This is a genomic window from Herbiconiux sp. FW305-C-125 (assembly GCF_058783455.1).
The window spans coordinates 105,013-126,440 of record NZ_JBYSYO010000006.1; the positions used below are offsets into that span (position 1 = coordinate 105,013).

At 66.1% G+C, this 21,428-nt stretch carries 41 protein-coding genes and 1 tRNA gene; 40 read left to right on the forward strand and 2 right to left on the reverse strand.

Annotated features, from left to right (window positions below):
* Positions 1–385: 385 nt before the first annotated feature.
* Genes AC3WLB_RS15615 through AC3WLB_RS15645 form a run of 7 tightly spaced genes read left to right on the forward strand, consistent with a single transcriptional unit; the run spans position 386 to position 3,834 of the window.
* The gene (locus AC3WLB_RS15615; RefSeq protein ID WP_492507486.1) at positions 386–733 is read left to right on the forward strand and encodes a hypothetical protein; all 348 of its coding nucleotides are present in this window, start codon (positions 386–388) and stop codon (positions 731–733) included.
* A complete protein-coding gene (locus tag AC3WLB_RS15620; RefSeq protein WP_492507488.1) occupies positions 730–1,197 on the forward strand; it encodes a hypothetical protein in 468 nt (155 codons plus the stop codon). Before AC3WLB_RS15615 ends, AC3WLB_RS15620 begins: the two co-directional genes overlap by 4 nt.
* The gene (locus tag AC3WLB_RS15625) at positions 1,194–1,346 is read left to right on the forward strand and encodes a hypothetical protein (RefSeq protein ID WP_492507490.1); all 153 of its coding nucleotides are present in this window, start codon (positions 1,194–1,196) and stop codon (positions 1,344–1,346) included. Before AC3WLB_RS15620 ends, AC3WLB_RS15625 begins: the two co-directional genes overlap by 4 nt.
* Positions 1,343–1,924, forward strand: a complete 582-nt coding sequence (locus tag AC3WLB_RS15630) for a hypothetical protein (RefSeq protein WP_492507492.1) — start codon at positions 1,343–1,345, stop codon at positions 1,922–1,924. The genes AC3WLB_RS15625 and AC3WLB_RS15630 overlap by 4 nt, the downstream gene beginning before the upstream one ends.
* Positions 1,921–2,274 (forward strand): hypothetical protein, encoded by a 354-nt coding sequence (locus AC3WLB_RS15635; protein WP_492503534.1) that lies wholly within the window; start codon positions 1,921–1,923, stop codon positions 2,272–2,274. The genes AC3WLB_RS15630 and AC3WLB_RS15635 overlap by 4 nt, the downstream gene beginning before the upstream one ends.
* Complete coding sequence (locus AC3WLB_RS15640; RefSeq protein WP_492507494.1) at positions 2,267–2,581, forward strand: hypothetical protein; 315 nt, start codon at positions 2,267–2,269, stop codon at positions 2,579–2,581. The genes AC3WLB_RS15635 and AC3WLB_RS15640 overlap by 8 nt, the downstream gene beginning before the upstream one ends.
* Positions 2,581–3,834, forward strand: coding sequence for a site-specific integrase (locus tag AC3WLB_RS15645; RefSeq protein WP_492507496.1), 1,254 nt, complete (start codon positions 2,581–2,583; stop codon positions 3,832–3,834). Before AC3WLB_RS15640 ends, AC3WLB_RS15645 begins: the two co-directional genes overlap by 1 nt.
* On the opposite strand, the gene AC3WLB_RS15650 is transcribed toward AC3WLB_RS15645, so the two are convergent.
* Positions 3,782–4,216, reverse strand: coding sequence for an ImmA/IrrE family metallo-endopeptidase (locus AC3WLB_RS15650; protein WP_492507498.1), 435 nt, complete (start codon positions 4,214–4,216; stop codon positions 3,782–3,784). The two genes, AC3WLB_RS15645 and AC3WLB_RS15650, sit on opposite strands and share 53 nt — an antisense overlap.
* Positions 4,155–4,631 (reverse strand): helix-turn-helix domain-containing protein, encoded by a 477-nt coding sequence (locus tag AC3WLB_RS15655; protein ID WP_492507500.1) that lies wholly within the window; start codon positions 4,629–4,631, stop codon positions 4,155–4,157. The genes AC3WLB_RS15650 and AC3WLB_RS15655 overlap by 62 nt, the downstream gene beginning before the upstream one ends.
* A 130-nt stretch (positions 4,632–4,761) precedes the next feature.
* Here AC3WLB_RS15655 and AC3WLB_RS15660 point away from each other — a divergent pair, with 130 nt between their 5' ends.
* The 33 genes from AC3WLB_RS15660 (at position 4,762) to AC3WLB_RS15820 (ending at position 21,423) form a co-directional block, all read left to right on the forward strand.
* Entirely contained in the window at positions 4,762–4,947 is a 186-nt protein-coding gene (locus AC3WLB_RS15660; protein ID WP_492507502.1) for a hypothetical protein, read from the forward strand.
* Complete coding sequence (locus AC3WLB_RS15665; RefSeq protein ID WP_492507504.1) at positions 4,944–5,189, forward strand: hypothetical protein; 246 nt, start codon at positions 4,944–4,946, stop codon at positions 5,187–5,189. Before AC3WLB_RS15660 ends, AC3WLB_RS15665 begins: the two co-directional genes overlap by 4 nt.
* Positions 5,186–5,905, forward strand: coding sequence for a hypothetical protein (locus AC3WLB_RS15670; RefSeq protein WP_492507506.1), 720 nt, complete (start codon positions 5,186–5,188; stop codon positions 5,903–5,905). Before AC3WLB_RS15665 ends, AC3WLB_RS15670 begins: the two co-directional genes overlap by 4 nt.
* Before the next feature lie 35 nt (positions 5,906–5,940).
* A complete protein-coding gene (locus AC3WLB_RS15675; protein ID WP_492507508.1) occupies positions 5,941–6,843 on the forward strand; it encodes a hypothetical protein in 903 nt (300 codons plus the stop codon).
* 109 nt (positions 6,844–6,952) lie between these two features.
* Positions 6,953–7,081 (forward strand): hypothetical protein, encoded by a 129-nt coding sequence (locus AC3WLB_RS15680; protein WP_492507510.1) that lies wholly within the window; start codon positions 6,953–6,955, stop codon positions 7,079–7,081.
* Positions 7,078–7,383 carry a hypothetical protein gene (locus tag AC3WLB_RS15685; RefSeq protein ID WP_492507512.1) on the forward strand — a complete coding sequence of 102 codons (306 nt, stop codon included), beginning with the start codon at positions 7,078–7,080 and terminating at the stop codon, positions 7,381–7,383. The genes AC3WLB_RS15680 and AC3WLB_RS15685 overlap by 4 nt, the downstream gene beginning before the upstream one ends.
* Entirely contained in the window at positions 7,380–7,688 is a 309-nt protein-coding gene (locus AC3WLB_RS15690) for a hypothetical protein (RefSeq protein ID WP_492507514.1), read from the forward strand. Before AC3WLB_RS15685 ends, AC3WLB_RS15690 begins: the two co-directional genes overlap by 4 nt.
* A gap of 154 nt (positions 7,689–7,842) precedes the next feature.
* Complete coding sequence (locus AC3WLB_RS15695; RefSeq protein WP_492507516.1) at positions 7,843–8,904, forward strand: YqaJ viral recombinase family nuclease; 1,062 nt, start codon at positions 7,843–7,845, stop codon at positions 8,902–8,904.
* Positions 8,901–9,719: a recombinase RecT gene (locus AC3WLB_RS15700; protein WP_492507518.1), complete on the forward strand. Its 819-nt coding sequence runs from the start codon at positions 8,901–8,903 to the stop codon at positions 9,717–9,719. Before AC3WLB_RS15695 ends, AC3WLB_RS15700 begins: the two co-directional genes overlap by 4 nt.
* The gene (locus tag AC3WLB_RS15705) at positions 9,716–10,066 is read left to right on the forward strand and encodes a putative PDDEXK endonuclease (protein WP_492507520.1); all 351 of its coding nucleotides are present in this window, start codon (positions 9,716–9,718) and stop codon (positions 10,064–10,066) included. Before AC3WLB_RS15700 ends, AC3WLB_RS15705 begins: the two co-directional genes overlap by 4 nt.
* Positions 10,063–10,389, forward strand: coding sequence for a DNA cytosine methyltransferase (locus AC3WLB_RS15710; protein ID WP_492507522.1), 327 nt, complete (start codon positions 10,063–10,065; stop codon positions 10,387–10,389). The genes AC3WLB_RS15705 and AC3WLB_RS15710 overlap by 4 nt, the downstream gene beginning before the upstream one ends.
* Positions 10,386–10,820 (forward strand): hypothetical protein, encoded by a 435-nt coding sequence (locus AC3WLB_RS15715; RefSeq protein ID WP_492507524.1) that lies wholly within the window; start codon positions 10,386–10,388, stop codon positions 10,818–10,820. Before AC3WLB_RS15710 ends, AC3WLB_RS15715 begins: the two co-directional genes overlap by 4 nt.
* Positions 10,820–11,128 (forward strand): hypothetical protein, encoded by a 309-nt coding sequence (locus AC3WLB_RS15720; RefSeq protein ID WP_492507526.1) that lies wholly within the window; start codon positions 10,820–10,822, stop codon positions 11,126–11,128. The genes AC3WLB_RS15715 and AC3WLB_RS15720 overlap by 1 nt, the downstream gene beginning before the upstream one ends.
* A gap of 13 nt (positions 11,129–11,141) precedes the next feature.
* On the forward strand, positions 11,142–11,876 hold the full coding sequence (locus AC3WLB_RS15725) for a hypothetical protein (RefSeq protein ID WP_492507528.1): 735 nt from the start codon (positions 11,142–11,144) through the stop codon (positions 11,874–11,876).
* Complete coding sequence (locus tag AC3WLB_RS15730) at positions 11,873–12,208, forward strand: hypothetical protein (RefSeq protein ID WP_492507530.1); 336 nt, start codon at positions 11,873–11,875, stop codon at positions 12,206–12,208. The genes AC3WLB_RS15725 and AC3WLB_RS15730 overlap by 4 nt, the downstream gene beginning before the upstream one ends.
* A gap of 3 nt (positions 12,209–12,211) precedes the next feature.
* Entirely contained in the window at positions 12,212–12,334 is a 123-nt protein-coding gene (locus tag AC3WLB_RS15735) for a hypothetical protein (protein ID WP_492507532.1), read from the forward strand.
* Entirely contained in the window at positions 12,331–12,582 is a 252-nt protein-coding gene (locus AC3WLB_RS15740; RefSeq protein WP_492507534.1) for a hypothetical protein, read from the forward strand. The genes AC3WLB_RS15735 and AC3WLB_RS15740 overlap by 4 nt, the downstream gene beginning before the upstream one ends.
* Positions 12,579–13,046 carry a hypothetical protein gene (locus AC3WLB_RS15745; RefSeq protein WP_492507536.1) on the forward strand — a complete coding sequence of 156 codons (468 nt, stop codon included), beginning with the start codon at positions 12,579–12,581 and terminating at the stop codon, positions 13,044–13,046. The genes AC3WLB_RS15740 and AC3WLB_RS15745 overlap by 4 nt, the downstream gene beginning before the upstream one ends.
* A complete protein-coding gene (locus AC3WLB_RS15750; protein WP_492507538.1) occupies positions 13,043–13,360 on the forward strand; it encodes a hypothetical protein in 318 nt (105 codons plus the stop codon). The genes AC3WLB_RS15745 and AC3WLB_RS15750 overlap by 4 nt, the downstream gene beginning before the upstream one ends.
* 25 nt (positions 13,361–13,385) lie before the next feature.
* Entirely contained in the window at positions 13,386–13,634 is a 249-nt protein-coding gene (locus AC3WLB_RS15755; RefSeq protein WP_492507540.1) for a hypothetical protein, read from the forward strand.
* On the forward strand, positions 13,631–13,768 hold the full coding sequence (locus AC3WLB_RS15760; RefSeq protein WP_492507542.1) for a hypothetical protein: 138 nt from the start codon (positions 13,631–13,633) through the stop codon (positions 13,766–13,768). Before AC3WLB_RS15755 ends, AC3WLB_RS15760 begins: the two co-directional genes overlap by 4 nt.
* Positions 13,769–13,886: 118 nt before the next feature.
* A complete protein-coding gene (locus tag AC3WLB_RS15765) occupies positions 13,887–14,777 on the forward strand; it encodes a Rho termination factor N-terminal domain-containing protein (protein WP_492507544.1) in 891 nt (296 codons plus the stop codon).
* Complete coding sequence (locus AC3WLB_RS15770; RefSeq protein WP_492507546.1) at positions 14,774–14,974, forward strand: helix-turn-helix domain-containing protein; 201 nt, start codon at positions 14,774–14,776, stop codon at positions 14,972–14,974. The genes AC3WLB_RS15765 and AC3WLB_RS15770 overlap by 4 nt, the downstream gene beginning before the upstream one ends.
* 258 nt (positions 14,975–15,232) lie before the next feature.
* Positions 15,233–15,290, forward strand: a tRNA-OTHER gene (locus AC3WLB_RS15775).
* Positions 15,291–15,595: 305 nt separating this feature from the next.
* Entirely contained in the window at positions 15,596–15,883 is a 288-nt protein-coding gene (locus AC3WLB_RS15780) for a hypothetical protein (RefSeq protein WP_492507548.1), read from the forward strand.
* Entirely contained in the window at positions 15,883–16,233 is a 351-nt protein-coding gene (locus AC3WLB_RS15785) for a hypothetical protein (RefSeq protein WP_492507550.1), read from the forward strand. Before AC3WLB_RS15780 ends, AC3WLB_RS15785 begins: the two co-directional genes overlap by 1 nt.
* Before the next feature lie 18 nt (positions 16,234–16,251).
* The gene (locus tag AC3WLB_RS15790) at positions 16,252–16,512 is read left to right on the forward strand and encodes a hypothetical protein (protein ID WP_492507552.1); all 261 of its coding nucleotides are present in this window, start codon (positions 16,252–16,254) and stop codon (positions 16,510–16,512) included.
* Positions 16,512–16,763 (forward strand): hypothetical protein, encoded by a 252-nt coding sequence (locus AC3WLB_RS15795; RefSeq protein WP_492507554.1) that lies wholly within the window; start codon positions 16,512–16,514, stop codon positions 16,761–16,763. Before AC3WLB_RS15790 ends, AC3WLB_RS15795 begins: the two co-directional genes overlap by 1 nt.
* Positions 16,760–17,002: a hypothetical protein gene (locus AC3WLB_RS15800; RefSeq protein WP_492507556.1), complete on the forward strand. Its 243-nt coding sequence runs from the start codon at positions 16,760–16,762 to the stop codon at positions 17,000–17,002. The genes AC3WLB_RS15795 and AC3WLB_RS15800 overlap by 4 nt, the downstream gene beginning before the upstream one ends.
* Before the next feature lie 82 nt (positions 17,003–17,084).
* Positions 17,085–17,384, forward strand: a complete 300-nt coding sequence (locus tag AC3WLB_RS15805; RefSeq protein WP_492507876.1) for an HNH endonuclease signature motif containing protein — start codon at positions 17,085–17,087, stop codon at positions 17,382–17,384.
* 116 nt (positions 17,385–17,500) lie between these two features.
* Positions 17,501–17,854, forward strand: coding sequence for a terminase small subunit (locus AC3WLB_RS15810; protein WP_492507558.1), 354 nt, complete (start codon positions 17,501–17,503; stop codon positions 17,852–17,854).
* A 76-nt stretch (positions 17,855–17,930) separates the two neighbouring features.
* Positions 17,931–19,457, forward strand: coding sequence for a terminase large subunit domain-containing protein (locus tag AC3WLB_RS15815; RefSeq protein WP_492507560.1), 1,527 nt, complete (start codon positions 17,931–17,933; stop codon positions 19,455–19,457).
* A 19-nt stretch (positions 19,458–19,476) separates the two neighbouring features.
* A complete protein-coding gene (locus tag AC3WLB_RS15820) occupies positions 19,477–21,423 on the forward strand; it encodes a phage portal protein (protein ID WP_492507562.1) in 1,947 nt (648 codons plus the stop codon).
* Positions 21,424–21,428: the final 5 nt, after the last annotated feature.

Genomic DNA, 21,428 nt, shown 5'->3' on the forward strand with positions numbered 1-21,428 from the left:
AGCCCATGAAATAGAAGGCGGCATTGCGAGCCGACTCATCCAGGTATGCGACCAGCACCCAGCCTCCTCATTACATGAGGAATACTAGTCTTCCGCGACAGGGGAACGAGAAAGGCGGCCCGCTTTCGCGAGCCGCCTCGTACTGTCTCAACACAGTGTGCGCCCTAAGGGATTCGAACCCCTGGCCTTCTGATCCGTAGTCAGACGAAATAGTGCATTTCTGGCTTGCATTCGTTCATATCTGAGCACTAGAGTGTCATATGTGCCCGCACACGCCCGCCTGGGATTGTGACGGAGAATACACGGCGAGAATGCACCAAAAGAGGGCCGCAGCGCGGTAACGCTACGACCCTCGGATCGCCCCTGACAGAGACAGGAACGACCAGTGAAGAGTACCAAGCTCGACGGCAGAAGAACCCAGCACATCGGCGTCCTCAGTGACGCATTGGCGGCGCGCGACAGAAGAGTCGATGGGGACAACGGCGTCCCCGCCCCCGCTGAGCCCAGCTTCGATGAGCTCGTCACCGAGTACGAGCGCTCCAAGGCCGCATTCAAGGCGGCGCGAGCGTCTATGGAGGCAGCAGCGGCAGCCATGATCGCCGCCCAGTGCCGCACCCATTTCGCCACCACCGAGACGGAGTCCGGGTACGAGGCGTTGCAGCTCTGCACTCTCGAACGCGGACACGAGGGCGGACACGCGAACTCGACCATCCGTGGAGGAGAAGCAGCATGAACAAGAACGAACTGATCGAGGAAGCGCGAGCACACGCGGACTCTGAGCAGGTCATCTATGAGAGCGCCATGGTTGGCGAGAAGCCCGAGGAACGTGCCGGGTCGAATATGGAACTCTTCGGCGAACTCGCTGATGCTCTGGAAGATGCCAACTCGCCGCTGGCTACTATCGCGAACCCCGGTGAACTCGCGGATTTGATGGAGGACTGCTACGAGATGGTGGTCCGCACGAAGGATGGCGAGTTGCTGCTGATCGCTTCGGGCGAGGACTCGTATTTCTACCAAGGCGTGCCCACCGAGGCTGACGAAGACGGGGTGGAAATCGACCAGCGCAACAGCGACATCGAACTCCTCGACTCACGGCATTGGCCGCTTGAGTATGTGGGGTCTGCGCTTCCCGACGATCATGTGCGAGTGCGTGCAGCGCTGATTCGCAAGGCCTGCACTGAGGGGGTGTCTTCATGACCGAACAGACCGAGTACCGCGAGGGCGACGTCGTCGACTACGACACCCTGACCCGCCCCAACCGCTGGTGTCGCGAAGGAGTTGCCATCGCCGAGACACGCAGCGGCCGGCTGGTGTCTCTTGAAGCGGAAGGAAAGAAGCCGTGGTGACCGAACAGTCCGACGAGGAACGCATCACCGCCGCCCTACTCGCTGAACTGAACGACGCCGAAGCGGGCTGGGACCGCGAGGACTCCGACTGGACGGAAGACCTTTTCCACCGGTCACGCATTTACATCGAGTCGCTGATCGAGCGCCTACGCGCAACCGAAGCCGAACGAGACCACATCTCCGAACGGTACGACCAAGCGATCATCGACCTAGCGAATGCTTCTCTGGATGCGTACAAAGCCCGGCAAGAGGTGGCGGCACGAGACGCCGTGATATCCGAGGTTGAGCGCTGGCATCGTGGCGCGCAGGACACCTCGCTCGGCACCATCCTGTCTGCTGCTCCTGCTTCGGTTCTGCGGGAACACGACGCCGAGGTCCGAGAGCGAGCGTTGAAGAATGCCCTGGCCGAGATCGTCAAGGATGCACCGCCGGTCAACGCCGAACTGACACTAACCCCGGCGGGCGTGGTCGAAGACAAGGGCATGGCCGCGTACGTAGAGGGCATGCACGACGCCTGGGCTGCGGTGAACAGCATGATCATCACCGAATCCGCATACCGGGCAGGAGCCGACCAGTGAGCGCCGAGTACGCAGGAATGATGTTCGACGCCATGTCGCCGAGCCGAGACGAAAGGAATGAGCCCGTGATCGCACGACTGACCGTTCAACGCGGTGACCTGACCGAATACCCGCTGGCCGAGCGCACGAAGGGTGGATGGCAGAACGGAGTGACCTTCTACCCGGATGAGGAGGTGGTGAAGGTCATCGAAGGATGGGGGTACACCAAGGCGCTCAGCGCTTTACTCGACTGGCTTCCGTCTCACATCACCCACGTCGCTGTAGACGACGTTCGAGCGGCTCTCGCGGGTGAACAGCGCTGGATCAACCTGCTCGCAGCACAGGGTAAGGCGGCACAGCACGATGAGTGACACCGAGCGCGACGAACTGGCGCACCTGATCGACCCGAACGCGCTCGAACTCGACGCGTACCCGTGGCCGCGTGACGCCGCAGACCGGGTGCTCGGTTCTCGGTGGCTGCGGGAACACGATGCCGAGGTAGCGGCGAAAGCGTTGGAGTCTCACGCCAACACGTTCCGGGGTGAGTCGTACACGGGCGTGGAGGTCCAGAACCGGGGCCGTGCTCGTGCTGCCGAGTACCGGGCGAAGTACGCGCCCAATTGTTACCAAAACAATGGGACTCCACACGCCGACTTGGATCGAGAGCAGGCGAAGTGATGGCGGCCAAACGACGCGGCGCCGGCGAGGGTTCCATCTTCAAAGACGGCCGCGGTCTCTGGACCGCCGTCATCGAACTTCCCCGCTACGAGGACGGCAAACGCCGGAAGAAGATCGTCCGCTCGAAGGACAAGCGGGTCGTGCTGGCGAAACTTCGTGAGATGCAGGCCGAGAAGGCGAAGAGCGGCGACCTGCCCACGCGTGACATCACCGTTGCGGAGTGGATGGACTACTGGTTCACCAACGTGTGCATCCTCGAGACGGTGCCCAAGACGTCGAACAACTACAAGTCGCTGATCAAGAACTACATCATCCCCCAGTTGGGTGGCATCAAGCTAGGGAAGCTCACCACCGCCGACATCCGCGCGATGACGAACTCCATCACCGCCGCGGGCAAGTCGTCGACGACCGCGCTGCAGGTGTACCGCATCCTGTCCGGCGCCCTCACCGTGGCGATGCAGGACGGCAAGATTCCCCGCAACGTCGCGAAGGCGATGAAGCCACCGAGGAAGAACACGCCCGCGCTCGAAGCGCTCACCGTCGAGCAGTCGATCCAGGTCCTGCGCACGGCGGTGAATGACCCGTATGAGGCGCTGTGGTTCGCGATCTTCTTGACCGCCGCCCGGCAAGGCGAACTCTGCGGTCTCGAGATCGACCGTGTCACCGACAGCATCGAGGTGTCGTGGCAGCTACAACGCCTCACCTGGCAGCACGGGTGCGACCCACGCTGCGGATTCAAGTACGGGGCGCGGTGCCCGAACCGCAAGATCGACGCGCCCGCCGACTACGAACTCCGCCACGTCACCGGCGGACTATGGCTGACCCGTCCGAAGTCGAAAGCCGGATACCGGGTCATCCCCATGGCGGACATCCTCGCCGCCGCGATGCAGCGCCAACTCGAACGCGACGCCGACACCCCCAACCCTCACGGTCTCGTGTGGCGTAACCCTGACGGCAGCCCCCTCGAACCCCGCCTCGTGCAGGACATGTGGCACGCGTTGCTCAAGCGTGCTGGTGTGCCCGACATCCGTTTCCACGACGGCCGCCACACTGCCATCGATCTCCTCTACGAAGCGAACGTGTCCGAGGATCTCATCATCGAGATCGCGGGGCACTCCGCGAAAGGGCAGTCGCGAGGTTACAAGTCGAAGGGCAACAAGGCGCGTCTCTCCGGCGGCGTCGGGCAGGTCTCCGAACTGGTCAGCCGGCCAGCCGATGAACGTTCAGGAACGTCCTCATCACGCGCGTCGTGACCCCGAGCTCGAACGCGAGCCGGTGACAGTCGGGCGTCCACTTCATCAGTTCGATACACTCGTCCAGGTCGATCAGGTTGTCAGCTGCAACCCGGTCGGCCTGGATTTCGTATTTGGGGCGATCGTCGGGGTGACCGAGGAGAGCGTGCGCAAGACCGTGGGCCGCGGCGACTCGGCGCGACACGCCGCGCATGGTCGAGCGGATCACCAGGGTGTGGTGCTCGGGTAACCACTTCTCATTCTCGGTGCGAATGGGTGCGAAGAGGATCTGGATGCCGAGTTCTTCAGCGTGCTGGTACGGGTCGTAACCGCGACCGATCTCAGGGTAGGTCTGGTTCGTCGGAATCCAACTCTGCATCCCGGGTAGCTGCTCCGCGTACACCTTCAAGCTCCTCGACGCTCATGCGCGCCGCTTCCTCCTGCTTGCGACGCCGCTCTGCTAGGTCATCAGTTGTACTCGGTACCTCCGACACTGGCGCAGCGGCGATGGGTGTGATGCCGAACTCTTTCACGATAGCTTCCATGCCGCCGGCACGCTCGACAGCGGCCGCGGTCACATCGGAGACGGTGATCGGGGTGCGGCGGTACTTGGAGATGACACCGACGACAGCCGTGAGGTCAGCGATGTTGACGTCGAGCTGTCCGCGCAGGATTCGCCGGAGGGTGCCGTAAGAGATGCCCGATTCTTCGGCCAGTTTCTCGACGCTGAGCTTCCGGCCGTCGATCCGAATGCCGTTGCGTTCCATCTCCAGAACCTCCGCCATGGCGAGGTTGATGCTGCTCGTCTTGGTGTCCACGAGAGATCACTCTATGCCCTGATGTGAGCAGAAACGAAGCAGAAATCACCCGTACGGGCTTGTGTGCGCAGTTCTGCACTGCTAGTGTGCAGATGTGAGCAGAAGAACCAGCACCCCAACGGCGTCGATCGTGAGTCGCGCCATCACCGATGCAGGTGTCACTCCTGCCATCGTCGCATCAGCCACCGACATGGACGTGTCGGACCTCGAAGCACGCCTCTGCGGAGGCGTCGACTTCAAGGTCTCCGAGATCGTCCGTGTCGGTGGCTTTCTGCGTTTGTCCCCCGCATCTCTCCTGGAAGGAGCCGGCGCATGAAGGCCGATCAGGCAGTACCCCTCGACGACAAGTTCGTCATCACGTTCGACCGGGCAGCGTACTCCGTGCCCGAGTGGGCCAAGGCATGCGGGCGCGGCGAGACCGTCGTCTACAAGCACATCGAGGCCGGCAACCTCGTCCCGCAGTACCCCGACTCGAAAGCGATGATCACGCTCGAAGAGGGCCTGCGCTGGCTCAGATCCTTGCCTGACGAGCCCCCCGCGCCTCGGAGAGCAGCGTGACCATCGTCGTGGACGCATCCGCGATGACGCGCGAGGAAGCGGAGCGGATCTCCTCGCGGATCGGCCTGCGACTCGACACCATGGCTGACACGTGGGCAGGAGCCCTGCCGCTGATCCGTGAGGCCATCGAGCGCAACGCCTACGCGGCGCTCGGGTACGCATCCCACGGTGCCTACGTCAGCGACCGGTTCGGCGACTCTCTCTCCAAGCTGGGCGTCGAGCTGCGACGCGAGATCGTTCGTGAGCTCAGCGAAGCGGGTCTCAGCACTCGCGCTATTGCTCCTGTGGTTGGAGTGAGTCAGCGCACCGTCGTCAACGACGTGAGCAGCATTGCTCACCTGACCTCGGACGAAGAGTCGGAGTTCAACCCGACCCCAACTCTCCCGCCAAGGGATGACGACTGGTCGCCCATGGATGTTCCAGGCCTCGATCCGGTCACGGGCGAGGTCCACGAGGCCGGTGACAAAGTGACTGCCACCCCCGCGGCGCGGACGGTCACCGGCCTCGACGGCAAGAACTACACGCAAGCCCCGCGGGAGCCCCGCAGGGCGCCGCTCGTGGACGAGGCGCGAAATGCCGGCTGGCAATTGCGCAAGGCGCTCGAACGAGTGCAACGCATCAGCCAGGACGACCGCTTCGGAAAGAACAAAGCCGAGGTGATGGCTGCCCTACAGCCGCACCTCGACTTCGCCAACAAGGTCATCACGGACCTCTGAACACCGCCCCCACCTATTCGAAAGAGAGACGACGTATGTCCAGCAACAACGCTACCGCACTCAAGGCGATTCCCCTCGATCACCCGATCAACTCGAAGATTACCGAGGAATGGGTGAACGTAACACCCGATCTCGCAGAGAAGTTCCTCGGCCAGAACCTCGGCAACCGCAACCTCAGACCGCAGAAGGTCAAGCAGTACGCCCGTGACATGCGGAACGGCAGGTGGCTCACCTCCGGCGACGCGATCCGGTTCGACTGGAACGGTCGCCTCATCGACGGACAGCACCGATGCGAAGCTGTCATCGAGTCTGGCAGCACGGTGCGGATGCTCATCATCAAAGGGCTCGATCCGCACGCCCGCGAGGTCATCGACACCGGGGCCAAGCGCACGGGCGCAGACGCCCTCCGGTTCGCCGGCGTGGAACACAGCCCAGCTCTCCTCGCAGCGATCGCGCGCCTCTCCATCGCTCGCGAGAACGGCTATCTGCGGAACGCGCTCGCCTCTAACCCGCCCACCCTGACGAACTCGGAGGTCATCGACTGGGTGGAGTCACACCCGGAGGTGGCTCACGCTGCCGCGCTCGCGCAGCGCACGTTCAAGTCGATCCAGGTGCAGCCGTCCGTCTGGGCGTACTGCCTCTGGGAACTCATGCAGGTCGATGGACCCGCCGCAGTGGAGTTCGCGACCTCTACCGCGGAGATGCGGACCAACGGCAAGGGTGATCCCCGGTACGCCCTTCTGGATGTGTTCCGCCGTGCCGCTGCGGGAAGCCGTCGTAAGCCCGGCGCCGCCGAGACGATCTACATCACGTTCCGCGCATGGAACGCGTGGGGTCAGGATGCGCAGCTTTCCCAACTGATCCCGATGCGGGCCGATGGGCGCGGTTCGGAGATCCCGAAGCTGAAGGCTCCTGTTCGATCGGCGGTCGGCGCATGAACCAGCACCAGCGCGAAGCCCTCCGCACCGCACGCGGACTGCTCATCGCCGTCGCCGCCTGCATCCCCGTGTGGGCCGTGATCGTCGCCGCAGTGGTGAGTGTCCGATGATGCTCCGCCGCTCCACCTTCATCAGCTCGTCGAGCATCGTCTGCTTCTGCGGGCGCCTGCTCAACTTCGACGCCGCCGAACTCGCGCTCTTCTGCGACGCCGGCTGCCAACTGGAGGCATCAGCATGACCGACCACAAGGAGCAGGCGCTGAACCTGCTTGAATCCATCCACCTCGAGACCGCCGACGTCTACAGCCAAGGCAGCGTCGAGAGGGATCTGCGCATCCGCCTCGCCGCCGTGCACGCCACGCTCGAACTCGCCGAGCAGCAGCGCATCGCGAATCTCATCGAGGTCGCCAAGTGGAACGACAGCGCGCTCCGAAACGGCGGCGGACGGCGGGCGGGCGATCTTGAGATCGACTTTGCCGCTGAGCGCGCCAAGGTCGACGCGGTCTTCGATCTGGTGCGGAAAGGGCTGGGCCTCTCATGACCACATTCACCGACGGGCTACTCGCGATCGCCGACGGCCCCAACCCGTTCCGCGGCGACGACTTCATGTTGGCCTCGCTGAACAGGCTCGACATGGAGAACCCGGAGCGCCCGTTCAAGGTGCTGAAGGTCACGAAGGACCGCGACGGGCTGGAGACCGACGAGATCGTCGACTCGTTCGACGAAGAGGACGCCGCCCTGTGCGAGGCGGAGATCCTGAACGACTCCGACGCGTCCATGTCCCTCCTCGGTCACGGCGACTCCCTTCGGTACGTCGTCGTCGAAAGCCCGGCGGTCGAGTCGTGATCGACCGGCTGCTCGTGGGCGCCGTGATTCTGTTCGGCGCCCTCGCGGCCGCAACCTCGCCCCTGCCGCGAACTGGGCTCCCTGCAATCTTCCTCATCCTCACGCTCGGCGCAGCCATCACGCTCGCCGGCCACCGTCTCGAAAGGAGACACCCGTGACCACCGTCACAGCACCGGCCTTCGAGCCGCTGCCGACCTACCCGCAGGACTCGCCCGCCTGGCACGAGCAGAGAGCACGGTTCATCGGCGCATCCGACATCGCAGCGATCCTCGGCCTCTCCCGCCACCGCACCGCCCGCGAGGTGTACCGGTCGAAGATGGGCGTCCCGAACGAGATCGACGAGAACCTGGCGTTCTTCGGACACGAACTCGAAGAACCCCTCGCCCGCTGGATCGGCTGGAAGCACCCCGAGGTTGGCCGCATCCACGCTGGCTTCTCCGCCGCGTCCGTCACCCACTCGATCTTCGCCGCCGCCCCCGACCGCACTGTCTTCGTCGGCGACACCATCATCCCCATCGAACTCAAGACGTCCTCCGCGTGGATGAAGGACGAGTGGGAAGACGGCGTGCCCGACTACTACTACGTGCAGTCCATCCAGCAGCAGGGCATCCTCGGCGCACCGTACGGGTGGGTGGCCGTGCTGCACGGCGGCAACCAGCCCGAGATTTTCAAGATTCCCTTCGATCAGGCCGTGTGGGAGCAGATCGTCGAGATCGGTGAGGCGTGGTGGGAACGCCACGTCGTCGCGCAGGTCGAACCCGAAGCGCACTCCATCGACGAGTTCACCGCCGACAAGGTCAACACCGGCGTTGCGGTCGACGGCGACGAACGCCTGCTCATGGCCTGGTACCTCGACGGCCTCGCTCGCGCCGCGTACAAGACCGAGTCGGAGCGCATCGACGCGGTGAAGGACGCCTACCGGGAACTGCTCGGCAAGGCCGGCGCCGACGAGATCCGCTACCAGGGCCGCCCGCTCTACACATGGAAGCGCTCCAAGGACGTCCTGTCCTTCGACAAAGCCGCGTTCGAACGCGACCACCCGGAACTGGTGCTGCAGTACACCCGCCTGGTGCCCGGCTCGGTCCGGTTCCTCCGCAAGACCGTGAAGGACCTCGAGGCGAACCCGCCCGCTGGGTGGGAACCCGGCATCACCGTCAGCGAGGTACTCGAAACCTACGAGGAACTCCACGCCTGGAAAGAGAGCGCAGCAGCATGACCGACGTCGCATCGAAGATCGCCCAGAAGCAGGTCGAACGCTCCGAGCAACCGACCATCCGCGACATGATCCGCGCCCAACAGCCGGCCATCGAGGCGCAGCTCGCTGGCACCCTGAGTTCGGGCGCATTCGTCCGAGCGGCCATCTCGGAGATCATGAAGTCCGAGTCGCTGCAGCTCGCCACCCCAGCATCCGTTCTCGGGTCCATCATGCTGGCCGCGCAGCTGAAGCTCGAGATCGGGCCCGCGCTCGGGCACTTCTGGCTCACCCCACGCCGCGACAAGGGTCAGTGGGTGTGCCTCCCGATCATCGGCTACCAGGGCTTCATCGAGCTCGCCTACCGCTCCGGTCGTGTCGGCCGCGTGGAGACGTTCCTCGTCCGTGAGGGTGACCTTTTCGAGTACGGCGGCAACTCCGAGCGGGGCCGGTTCTTCGACTGGAAGCCCGCGGACCGTGAAGCGAAACGCGAATGGACTGACGCTGTCGTGGTGGCGAAGCTCGCGGGTGGCGGAGTCGTGTGGGAGACGTTGCCGAAGGAGAAGATCCTCGCCCGCCGCCCGCCGAACTGGGAGCGCGGCCCGTGGAAGACCAACGAGGAGGAGATGGCGCGGAAGACGCTCGTGCGCGAGGTCGCCCCGTACCTCCCGAAGTCGACCGAGTTCGGGCTCGCCGTGCAGGTCACCAGACAGGTCGAAGAGGAGGGGTCTGTCGTCACCTCACTCGCAGGGGTGAAGGACCTCGTCGTCACGAACGGACCCGACCAGGACCCGCAGGGTGAAGGCGACCCCGACTTCCCGCCGCGGGAGGAGTCATGAGCGCCGCATCGCAGAAGGGCCAGAAGTTCGAGCGTTCCATCGCTGACCACCTAGCTTCCGCGTTCAACGCGGACACCATCGACATCCGGGTGAAGCGGGGTGTGAAGGACCGCGGCGACATCGGCGGCGTCTTCATGCCCCGCGGCGGCCGGGTGGTCATCGAGTGCAAGAACCACAACCGGGTCGAGTTGGCCGAATGGCTGAAGGAAGCTGAGGTCGAGCGCAGCAACGACGACGCCGAGATCGGGGTCGTCGTGCACAAGAAACGCGGCACCGCGAAACCGGGTGAGCAGTACGTGACCATGACGGTCGACTCCCTCGTGCGGCTGCTGGGGGGTGCAGTGTGATCACCGTCACCGATCTCTTCGCCGGTGCGGGCGGATCGTCCACCGGCATGGTGCAGATCCCCGGTGTGGAGGTGCGGATCGCCGCGAACCACTGGCAACTCGTCACCGACATCCACAACCTCAACCACCCGAACACCGATCACGCCGTGGTCGACCTGCACCAGGAGCGGCCCTCGTTCTTCCCGAAGACGGATGTTCTGTGGGCGTCGCCGGAGTGCACGAAGTGGTCGCAGGCGAACGGCGCGAAGCTCCCCGCGATCGAAGAGGGCCTGTTCGAGGACCCACTCTCCGACGACGCGAAGACGGCGGTGGTGTTCGCATGACCCGCTCAAGTGGCCCCACTCAGACGACCCGCAACGGTGTCCTGTCGCGTGACGGGTTCCGCTGCCAGCGGTGCGGCCGCCGGGTCAGCATCGGCGACTACAACATGCAGCATCGCCGTGCGCGGGCCGCTGGCGGCCGTGGTGCGGGGTCGCCGATAAACCACCCGGAGAACCTGCTGTCGCTGTGCGGAACCGGCACCACGGGCTGCCACGGGTACGTCACGGATCACCCGGTGGAGGCTCGTGCGTGCGGCTGGGAGGTGTCGGCGAACGCGACGGTCTACGGACCCGAGGACGTGCCCGTGCTCGGTCGTGACGCGTTCGGGCGGGAGCAGTGGTACGTGCTCGAAGGCTTCGACCGCATCCCCATCGACGCGCCCGTCGCGCTGCGGATGCTCGTGCGCCTCGGGATCAGAGAGGACGCCGCCTGATGGATATCGGATACACCTACGCGTCACAGGCGGGTGAACGAATCGCGGTGTACGCGCCGCCGAGCTTCGCGCCACCAGAAGCGCTCACCTTCGCCACAGAGCGAGGACCCGTCGAGTTCGCGCGCGTCTCCGACCGGGAACTCACCTGCGGCGTTGTCCCCGGCGTCTCAGGGCGGTGCGACAGCTACGAGTGCCACCGCGCACGGCTGGGCGAATGCATGTGCGGCCGGCACCGCGGCCTACACGCCGCGCCCGACGACGAGCGGCCCGGCATTCGCATCCGAAAGGCGGTGTCCGATGCCTCGTGACACGCGTCTCTACATGACGTTCCCGATCGACTTCTGGCAGCACCCGAAGATCACCATCCTCTCCGATGCCGCGTTCCGCACGTTCGTCGAGTTGAACGGGTACTCGCGGATGCAGGACCTCGACGGCCGCATTCCGGTGCCGACCGCGAAGCGCATGTGGAAGGCGAAGGCGATCGCAGAGCTCTTGGGTAACCACCCTGAGCGGCCGTCGCTGACCGTTGAAGGCGATGACTACGTGATCTGGAACTACTCGGAGCACCAACTCACCCGCGCCGACCGCGAGGCTTTGTCGGCGAAGAACACGGAGAACGGGAGGAAGGGTGGCCGACCGAGAAAGAACCCAACCGAAACCCAGTCGGTTTCCGATTCGAACCCACCGAGAACCGAAGTGAAAGCAGAGTCAGAGTCAGAGTCAGAGTCAGGGTCAGAGATAACTAGAGACACACATATTCGTCTAGTCACAGAGACTGGCGGCCAGGCGCTGACTGACGATCGAAAGCCTGTGGATAACTCCGAGCACTGGGCCCAGTTCGGCATCACCGATTTCGGTAAGGTCCGCAACGCGATACTCACTGCGCTGGGCCACCCGATCAGCGACGCGGAGGCCGGGCGCATCGTCGGCTGGATCATGGCGAAAGCCGAGATGTCCGGCACGAATCCTCGCTCGATGCAGGCCTACGTGCTCGGTTCGATCCGGCAGTCGTGGGCCGAGGTGCAGCAGTACTGGCACGAGGAGCTCGCATCATGACTGTCCAGATCCAGGTTAACCTCACCACCGCCCAGTACCGGCAGATCACCGCGGTCGCAGACCACCGGGGCGTGCAGGTGCACCACCTCATCGAACACCTCGTGAAGCGGGCCCTGACGCCCGAGGCAAGCCGCAAGGGCATGAAGGGCGGCCGGAAGCCGCTCCCGGTCACGGACGGGGAACTCGCACAGATCCGCGACGGGAACGCGCTGGGCCGCTCCGACGCCGTCATCGCCCGCGAGCTCGGCTGGTCCGAGACCCGGGTGCGGCGGGTCCGCATCGACGTCCTCGGCCTCCCCGGTGTCCGAGAACGACTCGCAGGGAAGGCGTGACCGATGAGCGACATGGACGACGCCCTGCGCCGAGCGAACGACCAACGGGCGGACCTGCGCCGCTGGGACCACACCAAAACCACGCCGGCGACACCGGCCAACCAGGAAGAGAGCAACGAATCATGACCGAACACGACCCGCACATCGGCGAAGTGTACGAGAGCCTCGACACTCGAGACCCCGGCCGCCGAATCCGCGTGCTCGAACTCCACCCCAGCCAGCGCAACCCGCGCCCGTACGACCGACACGAAGAGAAGCGCACCTACTTCCGAGCAATCCGGGTCGACGAGTTCGGCAACGTCCCTCCAGGTGAGCAGCTAATCAAGATCAGCGACACGACCCTCGACACGCGATACCGGAAGGTTTCCCGATGAGCCACGCACCCGCACCCGACCTGACCCCGGAGGAGGCCGTGAAGGTCGCCGCGTTCGGCCTCGACCGCCCCGAGGTCGCCGAAGTACGCGAGGTGCGCGCCCAAGAGGCAGCCCTGAACGCACAGCGCGCCACCTTCGACGAGGACGCCTTCCTGTCCGCCCACGCAGGCCTGGGCGACGCCGACTACCAGGACTGGTACGACGCCTTCATCGAGGAGTCGCCGCGCGTCGATCCGCTGTTCCTCGTCCACCATGCCGGACCCGACGACATCTACCCGGCACGCTCGTGGCGTGAAGCGGTCGGATTCGCTCACGAACTCAACGCGGGCACCGTCACCTACACGCGCCGCACCAAACACGACGGGCTGGTGCGCAGCTGGGCGACGCCGTACCTGCTCGCCGACGCGATCGCAGCTGGTGTCGTGGCGCCGACCCAGAACCTTCGAAAGGACGGCCAGTCATGACGATCGAGTTCGAGGCGTGCGGTCGCGGAATCTGCGCGGCGGAACGCGGCCACGAGGGTACGTGCCAGGAAGCGAGCGGGTGGTCCGACTTCGACCTACGGCCCGTGCGCCGAGCCCCAGACAAGTGCACCGAAGAGGTCACGCGGGCGGGCACTGCCCAGCCGTGCGACAAGCCAGCAGTGGCCGCGCGGGTCGATCCGTCGAACGAGTGGTACGCATACCCGGTCTGCGGATTCCATGCCCGCGGACAGATGGTGCCGCTGAGGGAGCTGCTCGAAGACCGCGAGCCCCTGAACCACGAGAAGGAGGGCTGAAATGGCGAAGTCAAAGGGTCCGACCGTGCAGCAGATGATCGACGCACCCGAGGCCGTCGAGCGCCGCGAATACACCGGTCGCCCAGGGCGCTCGACATTCGGCCGCTCCACCGCGATCCTCGATTGCCCATTCTGCGGACGCGAAGTCGAGGCCTACTTGTGGAGCTTGGCCGGCGGCGGCAAGCGTTGCGAGTGCGGCGCGTTCTTCGGGAGCACCGGCACGGCGACGCACTGGGCATCCCAGAACCGCCAGAACGAAGGTCCCGAGTCGTGATCACGAACATCGCCAAAGACCCCGACTGTGTCGCCGGGAAGCACTCCAACTGTGACGGCACCGGCTGGGACATCGTCAACGACCGCCCCGCCGCCTGCCCGTGCCCCTGCCACCACGGGGGTGACCCCGAATGATCTTCACCCCCACGATCAGCGCCCGACCCGACATCGCCCCGCACTGCTGCCGCCGCGGCTGCTGGACACCATTCGGATGCGCGAACCCCGACTGCACCTGCCACAAGGAGGACACCAGATGAGCGACGACCACGAACTCTGCATCACGTTCGACATGGACGACATCCGCTCCTGCACCATCCGCGACCAACACCGCATTACCTGCGACGGGTGGCGGTACCGGTGGCTCGAGCGCGAAGTCCGCTGGGAGCTGGTCGGTGAGTGCAACGGCTGCCTCCCGAAGGAGGCCCGGTTCGGGTACCTGTGCGGCGCCTGCTATCGCCGCGCCGAACTCGCCCTCACCGAATGGACCGTTGACCGCGCTGCGGCCCTCGCATCGATCGACCGGGCCGTCGCACACGACAACGGGGGCATCCGGTCAGCGTCCGCCGGCCACATCCCCATCCCCGCCACACGCCTGGCCGTCGACGAGATCGAACGGCTCCTGAAGCGCTACCCCGGTCGCCTCGACCACTGGGTATCCACCCCGGCCGGCGCGAAGGCTGCCGTGCGGTTCGCCCGCGCCGTCCCGACCGCACTCCGCACCCACCAGCTCGAGGAGCGCACACACCAGGTGACGCACGTGCGGTGCCCCGAGTGCAGCAACATCAACCTCATCTGGACACCGCCCGGGGCTGCCCGCGCGGCCGTGAAGATCGTCTGCCGCACCTGCGCCCACGCCTTCACCCAGGACGAACTCGAGGCCGAATACGAGTGGCAGCAGAACCGCAACCCGGCACCGGTCATGGACGCTGGCGCACCCGTCACCCTCGACCGCAACCAGGCCGAACCCTTCGACCCCACCTCGGTCGAGCATGAGGGATTCGACCGGCTCTCCACCCACCCGATGAAAGACCTCCGGGCCATCGCCGAGGACCTCGAGGTGCCCCGATTCAAACAGCTGCGGAAGAGCGAACTGATCCGCGCCATCCGCGCCGCACAGGCGCCCGAACCGGAGGAGGCTGCATGAAGGAGTGGCTCACTGTGCCCGAGGCTGCGATGCTTGTCGGCCGCGACAAGTCCAGCATCTGGAAGTGGATCAGATCCGGGAAGCTTCACGCCAGAACGAACCCCCTCGGCGTCCGCGAAGTGCGCTCCGCCGACGTCCAGCGCGTCGAAGCCAACACGCGCCGCGGCCGTCCCGCCGGCACGGCCCGGACGCGATGACACGCCGAGGCCAATGCGATGGAATTAATTCGCCATTGTCGCCACACTGAAAGTAGTTGGATGGCTACCGCCGTCCCGGAAGCCCCGCAAGCAGAGATGCCGCGGGGCTTCTCTCATTCACTTCGCGTTCCCATCCACACGCACGACAAGCGCCGAGAACCCACGAGGGCGGCCCAATCCGACAACCGGGTGCGAGAACGCGAACACACTTCCCAGAGCCTTGCGCCGCAGACGTGCGGAATGCCGGCCCTGGGAGGTTCCGACGTAGCTCAGTGGGCAGAGCCTTGGGTCGCGGGTTCAAGTCCCGCCGTCGGAGCGAGGGGCAGGGCGGGTAGTCGCGCAACGCGCACGCCCTGCACCCGACACTCTTCGGGCGCTGAGATCACTCACATTCGCAGGCTGGTACCCCGCCTAGACGCGACAGGCAGCCCGCCCGAACTCCCGGCCGTGTACCTCGCCCAGCCCGCCTGACCCGCGGCACGGCGACCGGAGCGGCACCCACGTCTGGTGGGCGAGTGAACGTGGTCGTGTGGTGCCACGAAGGACGCCCAGCATCCCGCCGCTATCTCCGGGTAGGCGCACCTGCTCGGCCTACCAGTCACCCCCTCCAAGGGAGCGTCCATGGCCCGCACGAACACCCGCCAGAAGCGCGAGTTCCGCGAGCAGATGAAAGCGATCTGGCGCGCCCAGAACCGACCCTGCGCCCGCGACGGGCAACCCATCGACTGGGACGCCCCAGCGAACACCCGCGACGCCTTCGAGCTCGGCCACATCCTCCCCGTGAAGACCCACCCCCACCTGGAGATGGACCCCAACAACGTGCAACCCGAGCACCACCGCTGCAACCGCCACGCCGGCGCAGCCGCCAGCACCGCCCCCAGCGTGGGCATCACCAGCGAGGTGTGGTGATGGGCGCCAACGACAAGCTCGCCGCCACCTTCCACGGAGGAGACACCATGAAGCGCATCACCATCGAAGAGGGCCCCCTCGCCGGCAACGAGTACGACGTCCCCGACGACACCACCGTCCTCGACATCCCCGTCGACGGCGGCCGGTACACGGTCGGCCCGAAGCACGCACCCTGGCACCCCGACGAGGAACCCGCACCGAAGCCGCGCGCGTCGCGGAAGCCGAAGGCGAAGACTGCCGAGGTCGATTCGATCGAACAGCACAACTCCTCCGCCGTCTTGGCCGAACCCCAGATGGGCTACCCGGGGTTCGGGCCGGAGACCGCACCCACCGCCGACACCCCCGAATAGCGAGAGCAGGTTCCCACCATGGCCCTCGGCCAGCAGCAGAAGACAGCGATCGACGTCACCGGAGCAGACCTCGGCGCGGTCATCATCATCGACATCGACGCCAACACCCAAGTCACTGGGTGCCTCACCGGACTGACGCTCAGCAGGTGGTCCGACGTCGAGATCATCACCTACGACCGCCAGGTGGTAAAGCGCAGCGCCCCGACGGCGACGCTCGTCATCGACAAGGTCGGCACCATCACAATGCCCGGCGACACCCCCGTCTCGGTGTTGCACTGATGCGCGCCGCGATCATCCTCGAAGACGACGACGGCTCGCGCATGGTCTACGAGGTCGCCCCCGAACAGATGCACCTCACCCCCGAATACGACGAGCCCATCCGCTCATGGATGCCAGCCCACCTCATCCGTGAGTCTCTGGCCCTCCACATCGTGTTCGAGGGACGCCTCCTCAACGGCCGCATCTGGGACGCGCCCATGCCCACCCCGGCCGCCGAGATCGAGGCCACACCGAAGGCGCTCACCTCATGAGCGACCAGTCAGTAGCACGCGCCCTCCTCGCCCTCGCCGAGCAGCAGCGCATCGCGAACCGCATCGCCCTCCACGCTCTCATGCAGGACTACTCCCATGAAGAGCGGAAACGCCTCGTCGAAGATGTCTTCCGACCTGCACCCCCAGCACCCGACGAGGACGACGAAGACCCAGACCCATGGGCGAAGGACTGGCCGAGCGCAAGAAGGGATGCCGATCGTGGACGCGCGACTCCGTGAACGCATCACGACCCGAGTGCAGGTAGATGACCGCGGCTGCTGGACATGGTCACTCGCGAAGGATCGCCACGGCTACGCGATGATGGCGCTGGCAGGCAGAAGCCGACTCGGCCACCGAGTCTCGTACGAAGAGTACGTCGGCCCCATACCGGACGGCTTGCAACTCGATCACCTCTGCCGCAACCGTGCGTGCCTCAACCCCGAGCACCTCGAGCCGGTGACGCCAGGCGAGAACACCCGGCGGTCACCCTGGAACTCGGCCACGCAGTGCCGCAACGGGCACCCCAGGACCGAAGGCAACACCTACATCACCCCCGCAGGCGGGCGAGCGTGTCGCGACTGCCACCGAGCAGCGTGTGAGCGCTACCGGGATGCTGCATAGGGGTATAGGGGTTCGAATCTCTACAACCACCGGGCCCGGACATTCCACCGGCAGTGATCTATCTCCCCCCGAGGTGTTGACCGGGGGTCGCGCGCGCACGCGAGGGAGGGCGACCGATGGATGCTGACCCGCTCGTCTCGGTCGAGTCGTCGACCCTCGCCGCGCTGAAGGCCGCCGCGCACCTCACCGAGACGGATGCCGGCGCTGTGCAGGCGCTGCTGGCGCTGGCTCGGAAGATCGACGCCTGGGACGTGATCGTCGACTGGGCCCTCGATGATGTCGCTGACTCCGATGGGAAGGCTCGGCCGGCGGTGCCGCAGAACGACAACGTGTCTCTGTCGGCGTACCTGAAGTACTGCGACCAGCTCGGCCTGTCGCCTGCGGGTCGGAAGGCGCTGGAGCTGAAGCAGGAGGCCGTGAGTGGCAAGAAAGCTAAGCTCACCGCCCTCCGCGGCGGCAAGTCGGCGTAAAGCAGCGAAGGGCCCGGGGGCCGCGTACCGTGCCGCAGTCGCTGAACCGGCCGGCGCGGCGTTCACCCGGAAGCGGATGGGCTCGACCGAGCCGCGCATCTGCACGGAGCCGCTGCGCGAACTCACCCCGGAGACTTCTAAGGGCTTCGCGTGCATCGAGTTCGCGACCGAGATCCTCGAGATCGAGCTGCTCCCCTGGCAACGAGCTCTCCTCATCCGAGCCCTGGAACTGAACCCGGACGGGTCGTACCGGTTCAAGACGGTGCTGCTGCTCGTGGCCCGCCAGAACGGCAAGTCGACCCTGATGCAGGTGCTCGCGCTGTGGCGGATGTACGCCGAGGGCGCACCGCTCGTGATCGGCACCGCCCAGTCCCTCGACATCGCTGAGGAGCAGTGGGCCGGCGCGGTCGAGATCGCCGAGGGCATCCCCGAGCTCGCCGAACTCATCGACCACGTCGACCGCACGAACGGCAAGAAGGCCCTCCGCCTCGACACCGGCGAACGCTACAAAGTCGCTGCAGCGTCGCGCCGTGGTGGCCGCGGCCTGTCCGGTGACCTGGTTCTACTCGACGAGCTGCGGGAGCACCAGAACTGGCAAGCGTGGGGCGCGGTCACGAAGACGACCATGGCCCGCCGCCTCGCGCAGGTGTGGGCGGCGTCCAACGCCGGCGACGTGGCGTCGATCGTGCTGCGCCACCTCCGCACGCTCGCGCACCGCGCTCTCGGCTGGCCGGACGGCAAAGACGGCATGGCCGAACTCGCCGACATCGACGAAGCCGAGGGTGCCGACGACTCGCTCGGGATCTTCGAGTGGTCCGCCGCCCCAACCCGGGGCATCTGGGACCGCGCCGGATGGCAGGAAGCGAACCCGTCGCTCGGGTACACCATCGACGAACGCTCGATCGCCGCCGCGGCGGCAACGGACCCGGAGTGGGTGTTCCGCACCGAGGTGATGTGCCAGTTCGTGAACCTGATCGGCACGGGCCCGTTCCCGACCGGGTCGTGGCTCGCGACCAGCGTCAAGCAGGTCGAGCGGGACACGACGAAACCGGCCGTGTACGGCATCGACTTGTCCCACGACCGCACCATGGCGCACATCGTCATCGCATTCTGGGACACCGACGGGCGGGTGCGCGCTGAGCTGGCGATCGAACGCCCCGGCACCGACTGGATCATCCCCTGGCTGCAAGCGCCGGAGCGGCGCGTGAAGCCCGACCACGTCGCCTTCCAGACCCGCGGCGCCCCGATCTCGTCCATGGCCGAGGAGTTCGCGGCCGCCGGCATCACCGTCACGAAGTGGGAGGGCTCGACCCTCTCCGGCTGGCACGGTGTCGCCTACGACCTGATCCGTGAGGCTGTCGCCGACGACCGTTCCGAGGCCGCCCCGTTGCAGATCACGCACGGTGAGTGGCCGTCGCTGGATATCGCGGCGACCTCCGCATCCATCAAGCCGGTGGGTGACGGGTGGGTGATCGACCGGAAGGCGTCACCGCACAACGCGGCCCCGCTGCTGGCGTGGATCGCCGCCGTCGGTCTCCTGAAATCCAACCCGGTTCCCGCCGAAAGCGTCTACGAGACGCAGGAACTCATGTTCCTCGACTGAAAGAACCACGGAGGTCACAGTGGGCGTTCGTGATGCACTGGCCTCCCTTCTCGGCCGCTCGGACCCGCTGAATGTCGAGTACCTGGGCCCTACGTTCCGCAGCATGATCCTCGGGCTCACCCCGGAGGAGCTGTACCGCACGCAGCCGCACCTGCGGATCGTGCTCTCCTTCGTCTCCCGGAACGTGGCGCACCTCGGCCTGCAGGCGTTCGAGCGGGTCGACGACAACGACCGCCGCCGGCTCCGCACCGGGCCGCTCGCGCTGCTCCTGAAGCGCCCGAACGCGACCATGACCGGGTACGAACTGCTCGAGGCGCTGGTGTCCGACCTGGGCCTCTACGACATCGCTTACTGGTTCTTCTACGAGGACGCTAAGTCCCCGGCGGGATGGTCGGTGCAGCCGATCCCTTCGTCGTGGGTGGTCGAGCAGCGCGGCGGCAACTTCTTCGCCCCGGCAAGCTACACGGTGCAGAACCCGGATGGAACCCGCACCTCGATTCCTGCCGAGAGCATGCTCGTGTTCCATGGCTGGAACCCTGGCCGTCCGAAGCACGGCGCGTCCCCGGTGGAGACGCTGAAGCAGATCCTCGCCGAGCAGGTGCAGGCCTGGTCGTACCGGGAGCAGGTGTGGCAGCGCGGCGGCCGCGTCGGCGCGTACCTCACCCGCCCGGCCGGGCAGCCCTGGTCGGATGCGGCGCGGCAGAACTTCGCTGAGGAGTGGAAGAAGCGCTGGACCGGGATGGGCGGCGCGAAGGCCGGCGGCACCCCGATCCTCGAAGAGGGCATGGAGCTCAAGCGGCTCGGCTTCTCCGCGCGCGAGGAGGAGTGGGTCGAGGTCTCGAAGCTGTCGCTGTCGACGATCGCCGGCGTCTTCCATGTGAACCCGGTGATGGTCGGCATCCTCGACAACGCGAACTTCTCGAACACCAAAGAGTTCCGGAAGATGCTCTACTCCGAGACTCTGGGACCGACGCTCGCGATGATCGAGGACCGGGTGAACACCTTCCTGGTGCCCCGCATCGTCGGCGACGCCCCGGTGTACGTCGAGTTCAACATCGAGGAGAAGCTGCAGGGCGACTTCGAGGAGCAGGCCGCGATCCTGTCGACGTCCGCGGGCGCCCCGTGGATGACCCGCAACGAGGTCCGCGCGCTCCGTAACCTTCCCGCGATCGAGGGCGGCGACACCCTCGTGGTGCCGTTGAACGTGCTGATCGGCGGCCAGGCGTCGCCGCGGGACTCCGGCACACAGAACGAAGGCCCGAAGGACATCGGAGAGCTGCGGCAGGTGAAGGGCCGCCAGGTGGCCGTGAAGGCGGCCCGGAACCCGAACCACGTCGACAAGGCCGAAGAGGTGCTGCGGGCGTTCTTCAAGCGGCAGCGCGCCGCCGTGCTCGCCCGCCTCGGCGCCAAGGCGCCGGAGTGGTGGGACGAGGACCGCTGGAACAGCGAACTCGGTGACGACCTCTACGCGCTGTCGACGGTCGTATCGCTTGACGTGGCCCGTTCGGTGCTGACGTCCGCCGGGATGGACCCGGACGACTACAACGCCGAGCAGACCTACGCGTTCCTCCGCGCGATCGCTGACAGCCGCGCCGACGCCATCAACGCGACCACCCGCGACCAGATCGCCGCGATCCTCGCCGGCGACGGCCCGGACGACGCCGACGGTCCCGCGCACGTCTTCGACCTCGCCGAGGGCGACCGTGCAGCGACCGCTGCACTGACGCTCACGACCACGCTCACCGCGTTCTCGACGGTCGAGGCGGGCAAGCAGCACGGCGGAGCCACCAAGGAATGGGTCGTCACCTCGACGAACCCGCGGGCGTCGCACGCCCGCATGGCCGGGGAGACCGTCGGCATCGACGACCTGTTCTCGAACGGCGCGAAATGGCCCGGTGACACCTCGGCCCTTCCCGTTGACGAGGTCGCCGGGTGCTCGTGCGACGTCATCATCACCATCGGCTGATCGAA

Coding starts and splice junctions, on each gene's coding strand:
- AC3WLB_RS15620 (WP_492507488.1), top strand. CDS start 730: ATGAACAAGAACGAACTGATCGAGGAAGCGCGAGCACACGCGGACTCT.
- AC3WLB_RS15625 (WP_492507490.1), top strand. CDS start 1,194: ATGACCGAACAGACCGAGTACCGCGAGGGCGACGTCGTCGACTACGAC.
- AC3WLB_RS15640 (WP_492507494.1), top strand. CDS start 2,267: ATGAGTGACACCGAGCGCGACGAACTGGCGCACCTGATCGACCCGAAC.
- AC3WLB_RS15645 (WP_492507496.1), top strand. CDS start 2,581: ATGGCGGCCAAACGACGCGGCGCCGGCGAGGGTTCCATCTTCAAAGAC.
- AC3WLB_RS15665 (WP_492507504.1), top strand. CDS start 4,944: ATGAAGGCCGATCAGGCAGTACCCCTCGACGACAAGTTCGTCATCACG.
- AC3WLB_RS15675 (WP_492507508.1), top strand. CDS start 5,941: ATGTCCAGCAACAACGCTACCGCACTCAAGGCGATTCCCCTCGATCAC.
- AC3WLB_RS15680 (WP_492507510.1), top strand. CDS start 6,953: ATGCTCCGCCGCTCCACCTTCATCAGCTCGTCGAGCATCGTCTGCTTC.
- AC3WLB_RS15685 (WP_492507512.1), top strand. CDS start 7,078: ATGACCGACCACAAGGAGCAGGCGCTGAACCTGCTTGAATCCATCCAC.
- AC3WLB_RS15690 (WP_492507514.1), top strand. CDS start 7,380: ATGACCACATTCACCGACGGGCTACTCGCGATCGCCGACGGCCCCAAC.
- AC3WLB_RS15700 (WP_492507518.1), top strand. CDS start 8,901: ATGACCGACGTCGCATCGAAGATCGCCCAGAAGCAGGTCGAACGCTCC.
- AC3WLB_RS15705 (WP_492507520.1), top strand. CDS start 9,716: ATGAGCGCCGCATCGCAGAAGGGCCAGAAGTTCGAGCGTTCCATCGCT.
- AC3WLB_RS15715 (WP_492507524.1), top strand. CDS start 10,386: ATGACCCGCTCAAGTGGCCCCACTCAGACGACCCGCAACGGTGTCCTG.
- AC3WLB_RS15720 (WP_492507526.1), top strand. CDS start 10,820: ATGGATATCGGATACACCTACGCGTCACAGGCGGGTGAACGAATCGCG.
- AC3WLB_RS15725 (WP_492507528.1), top strand. CDS start 11,142: ATGACGTTCCCGATCGACTTCTGGCAGCACCCGAAGATCACCATCCTC.
- AC3WLB_RS15730 (WP_492507530.1), top strand. CDS start 11,873: ATGACTGTCCAGATCCAGGTTAACCTCACCACCGCCCAGTACCGGCAG.
- AC3WLB_RS15735 (WP_492507532.1), top strand. CDS start 12,212: ATGAGCGACATGGACGACGCCCTGCGCCGAGCGAACGACCAACGGGCG.
- AC3WLB_RS15740 (WP_492507534.1), top strand. CDS start 12,331: ATGACCGAACACGACCCGCACATCGGCGAAGTGTACGAGAGCCTCGAC.
- AC3WLB_RS15745 (WP_492507536.1), top strand. CDS start 12,579: ATGAGCCACGCACCCGCACCCGACCTGACCCCGGAGGAGGCCGTGAAG.
- AC3WLB_RS15750 (WP_492507538.1), top strand. CDS start 13,043: ATGACGATCGAGTTCGAGGCGTGCGGTCGCGGAATCTGCGCGGCGGAA.
- AC3WLB_RS15765 (WP_492507544.1), top strand. CDS start 13,887: ATGAGCGACGACCACGAACTCTGCATCACGTTCGACATGGACGACATC.
- AC3WLB_RS15770 (WP_492507546.1), top strand. CDS start 14,774: ATGAAGGAGTGGCTCACTGTGCCCGAGGCTGCGATGCTTGTCGGCCGC.
- AC3WLB_RS15780 (WP_492507548.1), top strand. CDS start 15,596: ATGGCCCGCACGAACACCCGCCAGAAGCGCGAGTTCCGCGAGCAGATG.
- AC3WLB_RS15785 (WP_492507550.1), top strand. CDS start 15,883: ATGGGCGCCAACGACAAGCTCGCCGCCACCTTCCACGGAGGAGACACC.
- AC3WLB_RS15790 (WP_492507552.1), top strand. CDS start 16,252: ATGGCCCTCGGCCAGCAGCAGAAGACAGCGATCGACGTCACCGGAGCA.
- AC3WLB_RS15795 (WP_492507554.1), top strand. CDS start 16,512: ATGCGCGCCGCGATCATCCTCGAAGACGACGACGGCTCGCGCATGGTC.
- AC3WLB_RS15800 (WP_492507556.1), top strand. CDS start 16,760: ATGAGCGACCAGTCAGTAGCACGCGCCCTCCTCGCCCTCGCCGAGCAG.
- AC3WLB_RS15805 (WP_492507876.1), top strand. CDS start 17,085: ATGGCGCTGGCAGGCAGAAGCCGACTCGGCCACCGAGTCTCGTACGAA.
- AC3WLB_RS15810 (WP_492507558.1), top strand. CDS start 17,501: ATGGATGCTGACCCGCTCGTCTCGGTCGAGTCGTCGACCCTCGCCGCG.
- AC3WLB_RS15815 (WP_492507560.1), top strand. CDS start 17,931: ATGGGCTCGACCGAGCCGCGCATCTGCACGGAGCCGCTGCGCGAACTC.